The organism is Sphingobacterium sp., assembly GCF_032065005.1.
Lineage (GTDB): Bacteria > Bacteroidota > Bacteroidia > Sphingobacteriales > Sphingobacteriaceae > Sphingobacterium.
In genome coordinates this window covers 38,303-54,166 of record NZ_DAMBMM010000017.1, presented here as the reverse complement: position 1 = coordinate 54,166, position 15,864 = coordinate 38,303, and the positions used below count along the sequence as shown (strand labels likewise).

Sequence of the window (15,864 nt, the reverse complement as noted above, 5' to 3'; positions counted from 1 at the left end):
GAAAAATGGAAAGAATGCCGTTGCCCTGTGCGATGGGATTGGCCTTGGAATGCTTCTTGAAGATCATCCCATCAAAAGGGATGATCTTGAGGAAGATATTCCCGACATCAAGGCATTCTTTTCATGTGTATTGGATGGTGCGAAAAGCCATCTTAAATGAGCCGAAGCCTTTACGGATTCGATTTGTTTTTGGTATCCGTGAGCTCCTTCGTCGGTTTGGTTACTTTGGGCTTCAAAAGTAACGGAGAGAATTCGGGGAAATCCACAGTTTGGCACAAATTATTAAGTTTTGTATATGGCGGCTGTATGCAATAAGACCTTCAGCAACGGGGACTTTCCAGCGATAAATTGATCAAAATCATGGTCTATCCTCTTATCCCTTTCCATCCTGGTTCTTCCCAGGTCTTGGCCCATCCTCATATCTTTTCCATCCTGGTTCAAACGATACTCTTTCACAAAAAAAGGTTGACTTTTGGTCAACCTTTCTCTAAAATATTATAGTTTGTTTTATTGCTGAGCTACCTCTTCACCCTTTACGGTTGGTTCAGATTGAGGTCGGATATACTTATGGATAATCAGACGGATACCTGAGTTCTTGGTCAGGAACTTAATAGACCAGTTGACGAATGTAACCAAACGGTTCCTGAATCCAAAGATCGATACCAAGTGCACAAACATCCAGGTCATCCATGCGATAAAGCCTTTTAAGTGCAGGCTTCCCATGTCTACCACCGCTCTGTTTCTACCCACAGTGGCCATGGAACCTTTATCAAAGTACTTGAAGTTTTCTGTTTCTTGGTTGTTCAGTTTGTTTAGGATATGCTTTGCAACATATTTTCCTTGCTGTTGAGCTACTGGAGCAACACCTGGTAAACCTCTAGGGTTTTCTTCAGTGATCATTGCAGAAACGTCTCCAATGGCATAAACCACCTCTTCTCCATCCACGATACACTGTTCGTTGGTTTTGATTCGGTTACCACGTTGGATAATTTCTGGGTTGATACCTTCCGGCATCTGTCCCATCACGCCAGCTCCCCAGATAACCGTTTTGGTAGGGATCTGTTCTCCTGAAGAAAGGGTTACGGTGTTACCGTCATAATCCGTCACGACTGTGTTCAATATGGTTTTTACACCTAACTCATGTAGATATCTCTCTGCATCGCGGGAAGATTTTTCGGATAGTGCACCCAGGATCTTCCCAGTTCCTTCTACCAAGAAGACTTTCATCTCATAGGTCGATAGTTCTGGATAATCCTTTTTCAGCATATGCTGTTGATATTCGGCAATGGCACCAGAAAGTTCAACTCCCGTCGGACCACCACCCACAACAACGAAATTTAGATATCGCTCTCTATCAGAGGCGTTCTTTCTCAAAACCGCTTCCTCAAGGTTCTGTAGGAGATAGCTACGGATATTTAATGCTTCGATGATGTTCTTCATCGGTAATGCATATTTCTCCACCTGTTTGTTGCCAAAGAAGTTGGAAGTAGCCCCCGTTGCGATTACGAGGTAATCATAATCATAGTCGGCAACCGATGTGTGGACCATTTTATTTTTGCTGTCAATGCTCAATACCTCCGCCAATCTGAAACGAAAGTTCTTTTGGTTCTTGAACATTTTGCGCAATGGAAACGAAATAGAATCAGACGCTAAGGTACCGGTCGCTACTTGGTACATCAGGGGTTGAAAGGTGTGGTAGTTGTTACGGTCTATCAACAGAACTTCCACCTCTTTGTTTTTCAGCTGTCGAGCTAATTCCACACCTCCGAATCCAGCTCCAATTATGATAACTCGGGGAAAGTTTCTTTCAGAACGATTTAGTAACATAATACTTCCTTGTTATAAGAATTTTAAAATAAGGCACAAATATCTGACATTTTCCTGCATATTTTATCAATAATTTGCATTTTATTTAGATAAAACATGAAATTGATGTTTAAACTCGTGCTATTCTCTTTGTTTTCAATAAGTTAAATATAGCTAACTAAGTGTAGTAAGTACACTATAATGGAGCTTATTGTAAACTTCCCTTAATCTTTATGGTCAAACCATTATTCGAATCGGTCAACCTCAGCTGACAAGCTAACCTGCTCTTGTCATCCGAATCAGGCAAGGTGTCTAGCATATCTAGCTCTTGATCTTCCGCTTCTGGCAGATTTTCTGCCCCCTCAAGAACTTCTACATGACAGGTAGCACAGAGTGCCATACCGCCGCAGGTTGCCAAGATATCGTATTCTGAAGCTTTCAGGATTTCCATCAAGCTCAGGTTTACATCTGTGGGGACCATGACTTCCTGCCTTGTCCCGTCTCGATCCTCTACATTAATAGTGATGATATTCTCCATAATTAGAACGCATTGATACCGTTTACTGTCGTGTATTTAAAACTTAGTTTTTGCTCCGGATAGACATACTTAAAGGCACTCTGAGCCATTAACGCTGCTTCATGGTAACCACATAAGATCAGTTTTAATTTTCCCGGATAGGTGTTGATATCACCGATGGCATAAATCCGCTCCACATTGGTCGAATAATCAAATGTATCTACCTCAATGGCATTTTTATCAATGTTTAATCCCCAATCTGAAATCGGCCCTAACTTAGGGCTCAATCCATAAAGTGGGATGAAATGATCTGTTTGAACAACAATCTCTTCCTTGCTTTTGTTTGTCATAAGTACAGATTCTAAATGGCCATTGCCATTGAGGCTCTGCAAGTTATGGGATAGCAATAGATTGATCTTACCGGTTTGTGCCAAATTGAAGACCTTCTCTGCTGAATCTGGTGCTCCTCTGAAATTGTCACTGCGGTGCACCAAGGTCACCTCTTTTGCGACATCGCTCAGAAAGATGGTCCAGTCCAATGCAGAATCTCCACCTCCTGCGATAACGATGCGTTGATCCCTGAATTTTTCTGGATTCTTGACCATGTAATGCACATTCTTGCCCTCAAAATTGCTCAGGTTTTGCAGTTCTGGTTTTCTAGGTTCAAAACAACCTAGCCCACCTGCAATAACCACAACCTGGCAATGGATCTGTGTACCTTCGGAACCTACAACCATATAAGATCCGTCCTCTTGTTTCTTCAGGCTATCAACGCGCTCACCCAAGGTAAAGGTGGGTTGGAAAGGCTCAATCTGTTTCATTTGATTGTTGATCAGTTCCTGTGCGGTAATACTGGGATAGCCCGGGATATCATAGATTGGTTTGTGTGGATAGATTTCCGATAGCTGGCCGCCAACCTGTGGCAATACATCGATCAAATGACAGCGCATTTTTAAAAGACCGGCTTCAAATACAGCGAATAGACCTACTGGTCCAGCTCCAATTATGCAAATATCTGTCGTAATCATATCTTTTTATTTTGTTTCTAGATTATTATAAATTGTGTTTAATATTCTCGTGAAATTTTCGAAATCTTCTTCTGTCAAATTCTCCCATGCCTTCATCCTAAAATCCTTTACCAGAGGAGTTAAGCTTTTCGCTTGCGCCTGTCCAGCCTCAGTCAATTGAATATGCAGGCTCCTACGATCATTCGGGTGTACAATGCGATGTACATAACCTTTCTTCAACAATAGATCGACGATCCTGGTCATCGTGGGCTGGTCTTTCCCACATTTCTCTGACAGATCTTTATGGGTCAGGTCCTCATGCTCATAAAGCGTCTTTATCACCGACCATTGGTCTACTGTGAGGTCGATCCCATGCGCCGAAAAGGATGACTGGGCAAACTGCTTTACCCTTCTAGCCGTACGGTCTAGAATAAAGGAATATTGATTGAATTTTTCTTTTAGCATAACAACTATTAGTACAACAAGTAAATTTACTCAATATTTAACATTTCAAAGAATTTGGACTGAAATATTACATGATTATTATGATTGATAAAATTCCAAAATTCGGTTTTCATTGGCTCCTCCAGGTCAATAATCTTCGGACCTCAGTTTGACCTCATTCGAGACATATTCGGAAATTTCGGAATATGTCTCGAATGAGGTCGGAACTTGCTGGTATACTTACATCAAATTTTAACTGAAATGGTTGAGGCAGAGTTTAATGAATATTTTATCGAACTCAAATTTTTGATTTTTTGGAATGGCTTTTTTTGTTAATATCTATTTATTTAAAGATAATATCGATCAAAAATCCTTTCTCAAACATAATTAATTTTATGAAATCTAAATCCTAAATCTATGCAAATCTTAGCATGTAAAAAACCTGGAGAATTGGAGTATAAAGAAGAGGTCTGTAATCGGATCAAACCTGGACATTCCCTATTAAAGGTCAAGGCAATCGGCATCTGTGGGACAGACTTGCATGCCTTTGAAGGAACGCAGCCTTATTTTTCCTATCCTAGGGTGCTAGGTCATGAAATTGCAGCCGAAATCTTGGAAACAACGGCCCCCAATTTCCAAAAGGGACAATCCGTGACGGTATTGCCCTATTTTAATTGTGGGGAATGTGTGGCTTGCCAAAAGGGGAAAGGGAATTGCTGTGTTTCTTTGCAGGTGTTCGGCGTACATATTGATGGCGGAATGAAAGAGTTGATCCAAGTTCCTGATAGTTCCTTGATTGCTGGAGAAGGCTTAAGAACTGAGGAATTGGCTATGGTAGAACCCTTTTCAATTGCATTGCATGCTGTCAAAAGGGCAAAATTGGAGCCTAGAGAAATTGTGCTCATAGTTGGTGCGGGTCCCATAGGGATTGCGACCGCAATTTTTGCTTCAGAAAAAGGGGCTAAGGTCCTTTTGCTGGATGTGCATGAGGATAGATTGGCTGCAGCTAAAAAAATGATGGAAGAACTAGAAACCTATAATGTGAGGTCAGGTTCTGCATTGGAAAAGTTGCAAGAGTTCAGTAAGGGGACTATGGCACATGTAGTGTTCGATGCAAGTGGTAATTTGGAGGCCATTAATTCCAGTTTTCAGTTTCTTGCCCATACAGGGAGGTATGTTTTGATAGGGTTGCAAGCAGGGGCTATTCAATTCAGTCATCCGGAATTTCATAAACGTGAGGCGACCTTAATGAGCAGTAGAAATGCTGATCGAAGTGATTTTGAAGAGGTCATTTCATTTTTGAAAAACAGAAAGGTCAATCTAGCCAATTTTATAACGCATAAAATTGGTTTTGAAGAACTTGGGTATAAATTTCAAGACCTTTTTGATCCGAATTCAACGGTTATAAAGGCTCTTGTGGAGTTCTGATTACAGAAAACTAAGCTTCCAGTCTTCCCGTTAACCGGTCTTTATACTGTCGGGGCGTAACACCCTTGATCGATTTGAATATCTTGTTGAAGTTGGATAGGCTTGAAAAACCGGAATCATAGGCAATATTGCTGATCAGGCTGTCGGTTTTTAAAATCTCTTGGCAAGCGATGCTGATCCGGGTTTCGTTGACGAATTGTATAAAACTTTTTTGGGTCCTAGCTTTGAAAAAACGGCAAAAGGCCTGTTTGGTCATGCTCGCCATCTCCGCTGCCTCATCCAGTTTAATCTCCTTATTGTAGTTCTCTAGTACAAAACGGATAATGTGATCTACCTGATTGCCCTTAAATTCCTGGGTTGAATAGCGATTTCTGTAGGAGGAACTGGATATATAGTGGAAGTCCTCTGCCTTGATCAAGCGTTCCAACAGCTGCAGGAAATAGATGGTCCTCTGCAGATCTTCCGCTTCATTGATGGCAAAAAGTAGCTTGGTCAGTTCTTTTTTTGTTTTACCCTGAAACATTACGCCCCGATCCATCTTATCAAAGAAATTCCGCAGAGAGTGGGTTTCTTGCAGAGGATCCAATAGCGATAAGCACTTGTCCACATCAATGAACAAGGTGATGGATATTGCCTTTTTATCATCTGGATGGCTGGATGGATTGGAGTACCATACATGTGGTAGATTGGACCCCAATAGCGTTAGTTCATCCTTTTCAAAATTGGAGATATTGTCCCCGACCACGCGTTGTCCAGAACCCTCTTGGATATAGTTAATTTGGATTTCTTTGTGAAAATGGAAATTCGTTGAAAACAATTGATCGCTAAAGTGCCGGAATTTGTACACTTCATTGTCAAGTTGACTTAATATGCGGTCAAATTTGGGTTTCATGTATTGATGTTATGTGATTCCAGGTAATGTGCCTTGAAATTACGGATTTGAGAAAGGGAATTCAAATAAACTCTGTAATAAATAAGATAGAAGGAGGTTTATTAGTTACTTTTTCGCGGAAAAGTAACCAAACCGCTTCGGCTCATTTAAGATGGCTTTTCGCACCATCCACTACACATGAAAAGAATGCCTTGATGTCGGGAATATCTTCCTCAGGATCATCCCATCAAAAGGGATGATCTTAAGGAAGCATTCCAAGGCCAATCCCATCACACCGGGCAACGGCATTCTTTCCATTTTTCCGCCATTGGAAATGAGCCGGGGGCTAAAGGGCTTCCTTTGGAAGGTGAAATGTTCCTTTACCCACTGCCAATGCAAAATTCTTGCAATCAAAGAACCCTAGAAGGGTTCAATTATTTTAGCAATCCCATCGCACAGGACAACGGCATTCTTTCCATTTTTCCGCCATTGGAAATGAGCCTGGGCGCTAAAGGGCTTCCTTTGGAAGGTGAAATGTTTGTTTTTTAAACCCCTGGAAGGGGTGAAATCTTTCTAGAGCCTGGATGTTTGAAATGGCAAACCCACAGCGTGGGTGAAATGTTTTTCAATAAATCTTTTGTGTCACCCTGATGGTTTCCAGAAGGGTCTCGGAAAATCCACAATCATTAAAAAATAGTTTCCTCATCTTCCGATTTCGGAATGACCCAATCCTCCTAAAAAAAAACAAGAAATAGATTCTTCGTTTCACTCTGAATCCCTCTTTAGCACATTTTTATTCTGAACGATCAGTGAGGAATCTGTCCGGTTCTCCTCCCCAAACTGCCTGTCATTCTCGATCGAAGATTGAGGACCTGTACGCCATTTCAATACTTTATGATTTCAAAATTGGATTTTTGTAAAGTTCAGAGATTCTTACTTCGCCAGAAGGACATCGTGGCGGAAACCAAGTGTGCAGAAAAGAACGCCAATGTATTCCTGCCAATTTATCGATTTGGTCTGTAATAATCCGAGATGTTTCGTTCCTCAACATGACAAAAAAGGGAAACCGAAGGTGCAGGAAAGTACGCCGTTTTAATCATTGTTTATATAGTTCCGAGATTCTTCCTTCGTCAGAAGGACATCGTGGCGGAAACCAAATGTGCAGATATGTATGCTAATGCAAACCTATTATTTAATCAAAATATGAAGCAGGCGTACGCAATAAGCCCTACGCATAGAGGCCAAATATAGTCTACGAAGTCGCTTCATACTATGATCTTGGTCCTCCTCTTATCCTTTAAATCCTGGTTCAAATCCAGATCTTGGTCCATCCTCCCATCCTCGTCGGGTGAGCGGAGCCGAACCCAATCCTGGTTCAAATAACTATCTCAAAACCCAAAAGAGACCGCAATTTGCGGTCTCTTTTGGGTTTTGAATCAAGGGATTAATAGATCCACTTGAAGTTATATTGTTTCTCTGGGACTTTCATACGGTCGGCCAGGCGCAATAAGCGATCTGGTAGGCGCATGAGATAGTCGCGAGCTTTTTCACCTTGTTCATTTAATCCTGAAACTTGATCGATTTTCCAATCGTTGATCAGTTCTTTTAGGATATCTACATAGTCAACGGCGGTATACACACCTAATCGCTGAGCAGCATCCGAGAAATGAGCGAACGCTCCACCTTGAGGTTCTCCAGATTCTCTCAGGAAGTGCGCCGGCATCACGATTTTTTTCTTCATCATGTCTTCAAATGCGATCATGACCTCACTAGGGTCTACTACCATGGCATGAGAGATAAAGGACATATATGCTTTTGCGTGTCTGGCTTCATCCGAAGCAATAACACCACACATTTTTGCCAGCAATTTATCACCGCTTTTCTTAGAAAGGGCAGCAACACGTCTATGGGAAACATTGGTTGCTAATTCCTGAAAAGAGGTGTAGATAAAGTTACGGTAAGGATCGGCACCTGTACCGATATCGAAACCATCCTTGATCAGATATTGAACGGAGATCTCAAACTGTTTCATGTCAATCCTGCCCGACAGGTAAAGGTATTTGTTCAGCAAATCCCCGTGTCGGTTTTCTTCCGCAGTCCATGCACGAACCCATTTCATCCAGCCACCTTGTTCGTTTTTGTTTACATCGTCCACCATGGTCAACCAAGACTCATAAGTAGGTAGGGCTTCTTCGGTCACGGTGTCGCCAATAAGCACTGCTACTAAGTCGTAAGGTAATTCCTTCGCGCTTTCCTGTAAATCACGGACTTCCTCAAAAAAAGTGTCTCTTGCAGAATCAGGCAGAAAATCTGCTGGTTGCCACATATCCTCAACAGGTTTTAGGTACTCGGCCATTTCATTGAGCATGAAGGGTTCCAAGTAGGTCATTACCTCTTTTCTTGAGCCTTCTGGTATGTTTAAAGGTAGTTCTTGCATAATTATAACAAAGGTAGTCAATCTGCTCTTAATAATAATTTAATATTTTATTATTTCAAACCCAAATATGGATTATTACTTATAAATAACTTTATTGATGCCCGATATGTTTTATTATATCTTAACTTTGTGTGTTAAATAAAAAGAGTTAGAATTGAATACATTAGACATCAAAGCGATAAGAGAAGATTTCCCGATTTTGAAACGTGAGGTAAACGGGAAGCCTTTGGTCTATTTAGATAATGGTGCAACAACACAGAAGCCTAAAGCGGTGATTGATGCCATCCTAAACTATTATACCGATATGAACAGCAATGTTCATCGTGGGGTTCATTACCTAAGTCAGATTTCCACGGATGCCTTTGAGGTAACCCGTAGAAAAGTTCAGGAGTTCATTCATGCCCAGCATGACTATGAAATCATTATTACCAAAGGAACAACAGACAGCATCAACTTAGTGGCGACCTGTTTTGGACAGGAGTTTATTTCGGCAGGGGATGAGGTCCTAATTTCGGCCATGGAGCACCATTCTAATATTGTGCCTTGGCAGATGATCTGCGAAGCGAAGGGTGCTTCCTTGAAGGTAATCCCGATGACAGAAGCTGGTGAATTGGATATGGATGCCTATAAATCTTTATTAAGCCCCAAAACCAAGATTGTTTCCGTAAATTATGTCTCGAATGCATTGGGCACAATTAATCCGATCAAGGAAATCATTGATTTGGCGCATGCTCAAAATACACCGGTGCTGATTGATGCGGCGCAGGCTGTTCAACATATAAAAATTGATGTTCAGGAACTGGACGTTGATTTCTTGGTGTTCTCAGGACATAAGATGTACGGCCCAACAGGTGTTGGAGTATTGTACGGTAAGGAAGAATGGTTGAATAAGATGCCTCCATATCAAGGTGGCGGTGATATGATCAAAGATGTGACTTTTGAGAAAACCACGTACAATGAACTTCCCTTTAAGTTTGAAGCCGGTACACCCAATATTGAAGCCGGAATTGCCTTAAACGCTGCCATTGATTATATCAATCATTTGGGATTGGATAATATCAAGAAGTATGAGGATGAATTGTTGGCCTATGCAACGGAAAGATTGAGTGAAGTTGAAGGAATCCGTTTTATCGGTACCGCAAAGGAAAAATCTTCCGTGATTTCTTTTGTTGTTGATGGTACCCACCCTTATGACATCGGCGTGCTGTTGGATAAATTGGGAATTGCGGTTCGAACGGGGCATCACTGTGCTCAACCTGTCATGGAGCAGTTCCATATTCCGGGAACAGTAAGGGCAAGCTTAGCGGTTTATAACACAAAAGAAGAAATCGATGCATTGGTGGCAGGCGTGAAACGTGCCGTTGCCATGTTAGTATAAAAGATTATGACAATTAATGCAATACAGGATGAATTGATTGAGGATTTTTCCTTTTATCAAGATTGGATGGAGAAATATGAACTCATCATCCAATTAGGGAAGGAACTACCATTGATTGATGAGTCCAACAGACAAGATCAATATATCATCAAAGGATGCCAATCTAAAGTTTGGTTGGTCCCTGAATTGAAAGATGATGGAAAATTATATTTTACGGCTGATTCTGATGCGGTCATCACTAAAGGTTTGGTCAGTCTCATGGTAAAAGTACTTTCAGGGCATAGTCCAAAGGAAATTGCGGATGCCGACCTTTATTTTATCGATCAGATTGGTTTAAAGGAGCATCTTTCGCCGACTCGGGCAAATGGATTGCTTTCCATGGTCAAACAGATGAAATTATATGGTTTGGCTTTACAGGCTAAAGCATCATAAAGTATAAAAGCTGCCCAAGGGTAGCTTTTTCATTTTTAGTTTGATGATTTATATTCTTCGAAGCGGTTTTTGATATAGGCACGGAGTTCGTATTCTGACATTTTAGAAAACACTTCATAGCTTGGTCTATAGGTGTTTTGGAAGATAGTAGCCTGATCGCCTTTCAGACCGGTCATTTCTTCGATCAATTCTTTCGAGAATGTCATGTCGATATATTGTATGCTATACTCATTGGCCTCCAATTGTTCTTCTAATGGGATTTTGACCTTGCTCTTAAATAGCATTCTCTTGACCGCTAGCAAATCTACGGTAAACAATCTTGCCGTACTTCCATTTGCCAAAAAACCTCTTGGATTGCCCGACATATCCGCTCTACCTAAGACAACCTGCCGATATTTTGGCGTTTTTGGGATGCCCAGGTCGATTTTGATTTGAGTGGAATCGTTTTTCTCTGTTTTTCCTTCAACCTTTACTTCTTCAATGGCAATGTAACTCGGTTTTAAGGTAATGATGGATAAATCTTTTTGGGGTTGATCCAAATAGAGGTTTATCTTCAGTACCTGATAACCTTGCTGATAGAAAAACAGGCTATCCTGCTTCATAACCTTTATGGAGAACTTTCCTTGCAGATCGCTAAAAGTTTCTGCAATACTGCTTTTTACTTTGGCCTTGACCAATATTCTTCCGGTCTCCGAATCTCGAAGGATACCAGAAACGGTTTGAGCTTGGGAAAGTGTTCCGGAAATGATCAGAAGAAAAAGTAAAAGGATTCTCATCTAGGTATATTTTATACCTAAAAATAAAGAGTAAAAGGTTAGTTTTTAGATTATTAACTTTATTTAACGCAAGAAGAGTTTTATACCTTAATAAACTTAGAGCTGATTTTTTTGCCAAAGAATATTTCCGCCTTCTGGTTGAAATCATTGGGGTCATCTGTGGTAAAGAATTGAAGAGATCTGGATTTTGAGCATTTCTCTTCTACCTCAGGATGTCTCTTTAAATAATCAACCAAGCTTTCAGCGACTAATTTCCCTTGAGAAATAATATTGATGCCTTTTGGTGTATATTTCTCGATCAGTGGTAATAGCAAAGGATAGTGGGTACATGCTAATAAGATGGTATCCATTTCTGGTGACGTGGTAAGCAATTGTTGGATATCTTGTTGGACAAAGAAATTTGCCCCCTCACTTTCTAGCTCATTGTTTTCCACCAAAGGGACCCAAAAAGGACAGGCGTGCTGGAATACCTCGATCTGAGGGTGGAATTTATTGATCTCAAGAACATATGAGTTGGAATTAACCGTTCCTTGGGTCGCCAAAATACCAACCTTATTGCTTTTTGTAAATTGGTCGACAACCTCAGAGGTCGGTCGGATAACGCCCAATACTTTTTTGCCCTCGGGAAGGTCATGCTGTTGAATGGTCCTTAGGGCCTTAGCAGATGCAGTATTGCAAGCCAGGATAACCAGATTGCAGCCCAGTTCAAATAATTTGAAAACACATTCCTTTGTATACTCATATACAGTCTCAAACGATCTGGTGCCATATGGAACTCGAGCATTATCTCCCAAATAAATGTAATCGTAATCTGGAAGATGCTTATGGATCTCTTTGAAAACCGTAAGGCCACCATATCCAGAATCAAATATGCCAATAGGACCGGGACTGTTTTTTGCAGACATGAATTATGTGCTTTCTTAAAAATTGATACAAAGGTTGCAGATTCTGTTTTCAAATGCAAATGATTATAGAAAATGTTTCGTATCAAGTTATGTGTGTGTGCAGCGAATCTGAAAAAAATAGATAGCTAAGTTTGGATTTTTTTCTTTAACTATTTAGAATAGTGTCGGGAAAGTTAACTATATATTAAATATACAGATTTATTTAAACCATATGAAATAAAATTAGTCAATTTGTAGTAAGAAACTTGAGGAATTTTAAGATATTTGACGCTTTAAGTACACTTTAGCTATTCCATTCATTTGTAATGAAAAAAATCATATTAACCTTATTTGCTTTTATAGCATTGCTAGCTGCATGCTCAAAGATTGAGATTAAACCTGAACCAGAGCCAGAACCACCTGTAGATTATCCGAAAATTACCATTAATGCAAACAAGACGGACCTTAGTCTTTTCGAAAAGGTAGATGCTTTTCTGGGATTGGAAGGCGAGAAAGAAGAGCTCCATGGTATTGGTTTTGGTTTGACGGGAATATTCGATTCTATCCATTGGGAAATCCCAAACATGTATTTCGATTCCAGATCTTCATCCTCTTTGCTAGTTAAAGAAGGTTTTGCGTTTGCATCACCAGGAACCTACACCCTTTATTTATCAGCATTTATGAACAATGTTGTAGTAAGGAGAGATTCGGTAGAATTTCATGTGAAAAACACAAAAGACTTCTTAGGAATAAACTGGAAGGATGGCAAGGATGAAGAATTTAATAGTTCATTCAAAACTTACAGTTCAATCAATAATATTATTATTGATTATTTAGTATTAAAAAGTTATATCACAGGGGATAAACCTTTTGCTAGACTAACACCATCTTTTATCAGAGTCCCGTTGAATAGATATTCAGAATTATCCTACAACGCATTAACAAATTGTATCAAAACGACTTTTGGAGAAAGTCAATTTAATTATAGTGGGGATGTTAAAAAATCTAATCTCATAGAAAAATACAATGAGCTTTTTAAAAATCCCCTGGAAGAAAATTATTATCCAGTGAAAATCTGGCAAACGACAAAAAATAACATTGTTTTATTGGCTTATCCAGTTGAGGATCCCCTAAATCCTGTAAAAACGTATTATCATGTAATGGCAGAACCCAGGATTTAATAGTTCTGCTGATTGGATTAATAAAGCTCTCAATATCTCTTTGTTTTGAGGGCTTTTAATTTGTTAATCTGTTAAAAGCTCCGGTTATCGTTTATTCGGATAAATGCACATCTCAGTTTTAGTTTTTTCGTTAATCCTACAGGGTTTCCCTGCTAATGTTAACTCAATATTAAATTTTCAGATTTATTTAAACCAATCGAAATAAATTTGGTCATTTTGTTAGTGAGATACATTAATAATTTTAAGGTATTTGGCTGCATAAGTACTTGTTAACTATTCCATTTATTTATTATGAAAAAAATCACATTAGCCTTAATTGCCGTTGTAGCTTTGTTAGCTGCATGTACAAAGAGTGAGATTACACCTGATCCGAAGCCAGAGCCAGAGCCAGAGCCAAAACCAGCGGTAGAATATCCGAAAATTACTATTAATGCAAATAAGTCGGATCTGAGTCTTTTCGAAAACGTGGATGCTTTTTTGGGATTAGAAGGAGAAAAAGCTGATCCTTTTGATATTGGTATTACATATATGGGAGTATTTGATTCTGTTCATTGGGAAATTCCAAAGATGTATTTTGAATCCAAAACTAAATCTTCAGTTACTGTAAAGGTTGGCTTTGCATTCTCCATACCAGGGACTTATACCCTTTATTTATCCGCCTTTAAGGACAACGCTGTTGTAAGAAGAGATTCGGTAGAATTTCATGTCAAAAACACAAAAGACTTCTTAGGAATAAACTGGAAGGATGGCAAGGATATAGAGTTTTACAGTTCAAACAATACTTTTAGTAAAGAGTATTTTAATCTAAAAAGTAACATTCCTGGAGATAAACCATTTGCTAGGCTAGAATTTGGTTTGGGCAGAGGTACATTGGGAAATGAATATTCAGAACTATCATTCAATGCATTAACAAGATGTATCAATACGAATTTTGGTGAAAGTCAATTTAGTTACACCGGAGATGTTAAAAAAACTAATCTCTTTGGAAAATACAAAGAGCTTTTTAAAAATCCATTGGATGAAAAATATTATCCAATAAAAATCTGGCAAACGGCAAAAAATAACATCGTTTTATTGGCCCAACCAGCACAGGATCCAATTAATTCTTCAGAAACGTATTACCTTGTCATGGCCGAGCCTAGAAGTTAATAAACATGATAGAAATAAAAAAGCCCTCAAAACTTCATTGGTTTGAGGGCTTTTATGTTGTTAAGCTTTTAATAGCTCTGGTTTTTCTTTATAAAGTTTCCACATCAATTCTCCGAATAAGGTATTGGTCCATGCGAACCAGTGACGGGTGAATTTTTTTGGATCATCCTTATGGAAAGATTCATGCATAAAGCCTGTTCCGCCATGTGTTTTCTTTAAGGTTTGTACACACTGTCGGATTTCCTCATCATTGGTAGAGGTATTTGCGCGCATAATGATTGACATCGGCCAAATCATATCGCGGCCGATATGTGGACCACCGATGCCTTCTGCAAATTTTCCCTTAAAGAAGAATGGGTTTTTATCCGAAAGGATAAAGTTTCTTGTTCTCTGGTAAACCTCGTCATTGACATCCACCGCACCTAGATAAGGAAGGGCTAACAGGCTGGGTACATTGGCGTCATCCATCATCAAGTAACTTCCAAATCCATCCACCTCAAATGCATAAACTCGGCCATGTGTTGGATGGTCAATGATACCATATTGGTTAACAGCTGTTTCAACCTCATTGGCAAGTGCTTCCATTTCTGAAGCGAGTGCTGTATTGTTTTTAACTTTTCTTAGGATTTCTGCAGATTGACGAAGGCTGACAATGGCAAAAAGATTTGATGGGATCAAGAATCCGAAAATGCTACAGTCATCGGAAGGACGGAAACTGGAAACGATCAAGCCCACTGGATTCACTGGGTATCCATATCCATCCACCTGAAGGGTGTCAGATCCTCTAGATGTTGTTCTTTCAAACTTATAGGGGCCTACACCATTTTTACGTTGTTGCTCTTTGAAGGTCCTTACGGTAGCTTCTTGCGCTTTTACCCAAGTATCATCAAATGGCGTATTGTCATTTGTTTCTTTCCAATAGCGGTAAGCAAGGCGGATAGGATAACAAAGGGAGTCAATTTCCCATTTACGCTCATGCATTCCCGGTTTCATGTCGGTGTGATCCGTAAACCATTCTCCTTTTTTGGTTGGATCATTGTAAAATGCATTGGCATAAGGATCAATATTGATACATTCAGATTGTTTGTTGATCAATCCAAGGATCATGTTTTTGAGGTCTTTGTCCTTGTTGACAAACTGAATGTACGGCCAAACCTGTGCACTACTGTCGCGAAGCCACATGGCATCGATGTCTCCCGTAATGACATAGGTTAATTTTCTATTGCCTTTGGATTCATCATATACCGTGGTATCCAAGGTATTTGGAAGGCAGTTGTTGAACATCCAACCAAGTTCTTTATCGGCTACATTTTTCTGGAATTCCTTGATCATGCCTTCCACCAATTTACTGCTGAAATGACGTTTGTCTACCGGCGTACGGACTACGGGGAAATCATTGATCCCCTCGGCAAAAGAGAACTTGCTAGCGAGCATTCCGGCGCCCAATAAGGCAGAATTTTGAAGAAAAGTTCTACGTTTCATATTTTTAATAGAATAGTTTTACAATTAATTAGGTAGCAATATACAAATTGTACTTGATTTTACCTTGGACAG

Annotated in this window: 16 protein-coding genes; 5 read left to right on the top strand and 11 right to left on the bottom strand. The window is 39.7% G+C overall.

Annotation, left to right across the window (positions count from 1 at the left end):
* Positions 1–282: 282 nt before the first annotated feature.
* The 5 genes from RT138_RS18405 to RT138_RS18385 form a co-directional block, all read right to left on the bottom strand.
* Positions 283–456, bottom strand: a complete 174-nt coding sequence (locus RT138_RS18405; RefSeq protein ID WP_313191826.1) for a hypothetical protein — start codon at positions 454–456, stop codon at positions 283–285.
* A 51-nt stretch (positions 457–507) separates the two neighbouring features.
* Positions 508–1,827 (bottom strand): NAD(P)/FAD-dependent oxidoreductase, encoded by a 1,320-nt coding sequence (locus RT138_RS18400; protein ID WP_313191825.1) that lies wholly within the window; start codon positions 1,825–1,827, stop codon positions 508–510.
* A 187-nt stretch (positions 1,828–2,014) separates the two neighbouring features.
* Positions 2,015–2,344 (bottom strand): 2Fe-2S iron-sulfur cluster-binding protein, encoded by a 330-nt coding sequence (locus RT138_RS18395; protein WP_185214151.1) that lies wholly within the window; start codon positions 2,342–2,344, stop codon positions 2,015–2,017.
* A 2-nt stretch (positions 2,345–2,346) separates the two neighbouring features.
* The gene (locus RT138_RS18390; RefSeq protein WP_313191824.1) at positions 2,347–3,351 is read right to left on the bottom strand and encodes an NAD(P)/FAD-dependent oxidoreductase; all 1,005 of its coding nucleotides are present in this window, start codon (positions 3,349–3,351) and stop codon (positions 2,347–2,349) included.
* Between the two features lie 6 nt (positions 3,352–3,357).
* Entirely contained in the window at positions 3,358–3,795 is a 438-nt protein-coding gene (locus RT138_RS18385; protein ID WP_185217582.1) for a MarR family winged helix-turn-helix transcriptional regulator, read from the bottom strand.
* A gap of 396 nt (positions 3,796–4,191) precedes the next feature.
* Between RT138_RS18385 and RT138_RS18380 the strand changes: the two genes are divergently transcribed.
* Positions 4,192–5,202: a zinc-binding alcohol dehydrogenase family protein gene (locus RT138_RS18380; RefSeq protein WP_313191823.1), complete on the top strand. Its 1,011-nt coding sequence runs from the start codon at positions 4,192–4,194 to the stop codon at positions 5,200–5,202.
* Positions 5,203–5,212: 10 nt separating this feature from the next.
* On the opposite strand, the gene RT138_RS18375 is transcribed toward RT138_RS18380, so the two are convergent.
* The 3 genes from RT138_RS18375 to RT138_RS18365 all read right to left on the bottom strand — a co-directional run bounded on the left by RT138_RS18375 (position 5,213) and on the right by RT138_RS18365 (position 8,510).
* Entirely contained in the window at positions 5,213–6,094 is an 882-nt protein-coding gene (locus RT138_RS18375) for an AraC family transcriptional regulator (protein ID WP_313191822.1), read from the bottom strand.
* 171 nt (positions 6,095–6,265) lie between these two features.
* Entirely contained in the window at positions 6,266–6,487 is a 222-nt protein-coding gene (locus RT138_RS18370) for a hypothetical protein (RefSeq protein ID WP_313191821.1), read from the bottom strand.
* Positions 6,488–7,517: 1,030 nt separating this feature from the next.
* A complete protein-coding gene (locus RT138_RS18365) occupies positions 7,518–8,510 on the bottom strand; it encodes an acyl-ACP desaturase (protein WP_313191820.1) in 993 nt (330 codons plus the stop codon).
* A 154-nt stretch (positions 8,511–8,664) separates the two neighbouring features.
* Between RT138_RS18365 and RT138_RS18360 the strand changes: the two genes are divergently transcribed.
* Both RT138_RS18360 and RT138_RS18355 read left to right on the top strand, forming a co-directional pair.
* The gene (locus tag RT138_RS18360; RefSeq protein ID WP_313191819.1) at positions 8,665–9,888 is read left to right on the top strand and encodes a cysteine desulfurase; all 1,224 of its coding nucleotides are present in this window, start codon (positions 8,665–8,667) and stop codon (positions 9,886–9,888) included.
* A 6-nt stretch (positions 9,889–9,894) separates the two neighbouring features.
* Positions 9,895–10,320 (top strand): SufE family protein, encoded by a 426-nt coding sequence (locus RT138_RS18355; protein ID WP_185214159.1) that lies wholly within the window; start codon positions 9,895–9,897, stop codon positions 10,318–10,320.
* 35 nt (positions 10,321–10,355) lie between these two features.
* On the opposite strand, the gene RT138_RS18350 is transcribed toward RT138_RS18355, so the two are convergent.
* Positions 10,356–11,096 (bottom strand): hypothetical protein, encoded by a 741-nt coding sequence (locus tag RT138_RS18350; RefSeq protein WP_313191818.1) that lies wholly within the window; start codon positions 11,094–11,096, stop codon positions 10,356–10,358.
* A gap of 80 nt (positions 11,097–11,176) precedes the next feature.
* Positions 11,177–12,001 (bottom strand): glutamate racemase, encoded by an 825-nt coding sequence (gene murI, locus RT138_RS18345; RefSeq protein ID WP_313191817.1) that lies wholly within the window; start codon positions 11,999–12,001, stop codon positions 11,177–11,179.
* 305 nt (positions 12,002–12,306) lie between these two features.
* On the opposite strand from murI, the gene RT138_RS18340 reads away from it, so the two are divergent.
* Entirely contained in the window at positions 12,307–13,161 is an 855-nt protein-coding gene (locus tag RT138_RS18340; protein WP_313191816.1) for a hypothetical protein, read from the top strand.
* Positions 13,162–13,452: 291 nt separating this feature from the next.
* Positions 13,453–14,310: a hypothetical protein gene (locus RT138_RS18335; RefSeq protein ID WP_313191815.1), complete on the top strand. Its 858-nt coding sequence runs from the start codon at positions 13,453–13,455 to the stop codon at positions 14,308–14,310.
* A gap of 60 nt (positions 14,311–14,370) precedes the next feature.
* On the opposite strand, the gene RT138_RS18330 is transcribed toward RT138_RS18335, so the two are convergent.
* On the bottom strand, positions 14,371–15,792 hold the full coding sequence (locus RT138_RS18330) for a glycoside hydrolase family 125 protein (RefSeq protein ID WP_185214164.1): 1,422 nt from the start codon (positions 15,790–15,792) through the stop codon (positions 14,371–14,373).
* Positions 15,793–15,864 lie beyond the last annotated feature (72 nt).

Excerpts from the sequence above, each read along its gene's own strand:
- RT138_RS18335 (WP_313191815.1), top strand. The coding sequence starts at position 13,453 with ATGAAAAAAATCACATTAGCCTTAATTGCCGTTGTAGCTTTGTTAGCT.
- RT138_RS18330 (WP_185214164.1), bottom strand. The coding sequence starts at position 15,792 with ATGAAACGTAGAACTTTTCTTCAAAATTCTGCCTTATTGGGCGCCGGA.
- RT138_RS18390 (WP_313191824.1), bottom strand. The coding sequence starts at position 3,351 with ATGATTACGACAGATATTTGCATAATTGGAGCTGGACCAGTAGGTCTA.
- RT138_RS18400 (WP_313191825.1), bottom strand. The coding sequence starts at position 1,827 with ATGTTACTAAATCGTTCTGAAAGAAACTTTCCCCGAGTTATCATAATT.
- RT138_RS18355 (WP_185214159.1), top strand. The coding sequence starts at position 9,895 with ATGACAATTAATGCAATACAGGATGAATTGATTGAGGATTTTTCCTTT.
- RT138_RS18365 (WP_313191820.1), bottom strand. The coding sequence starts at position 8,510 with ATGCAAGAACTACCTTTAAACATACCAGAAGGCTCAAGAAAAGAGGTA.
- RT138_RS18395 (WP_185214151.1), bottom strand. The coding sequence starts at position 2,344 with ATGGAGAATATCATCACTATTAATGTAGAGGATCGAGACGGGACAAGG.
- RT138_RS18385 (WP_185217582.1), bottom strand. The coding sequence starts at position 3,795 with ATGCTAAAAGAAAAATTCAATCAATATTCCTTTATTCTAGACCGTACG.
- RT138_RS18340 (WP_313191816.1), top strand. The coding sequence starts at position 12,307 with ATGAAAAAAATCATATTAACCTTATTTGCTTTTATAGCATTGCTAGCT.
- murI (WP_313191817.1), bottom strand. The coding sequence starts at position 12,001 with ATGTCTGCAAAAAACAGTCCCGGTCCTATTGGCATATTTGATTCTGGA.
- RT138_RS18380 (WP_313191823.1), top strand. The coding sequence starts at position 4,192 with ATGCAAATCTTAGCATGTAAAAAACCTGGAGAATTGGAGTATAAAGAA.
- RT138_RS18375 (WP_313191822.1), bottom strand. The coding sequence starts at position 6,094 with ATGAAACCCAAATTTGACCGCATATTAAGTCAACTTGACAATGAAGTG.
- RT138_RS18350 (WP_313191818.1), bottom strand. The coding sequence starts at position 11,096 with ATGAGAATCCTTTTACTTTTTCTTCTGATCATTTCCGGAACACTTTCC.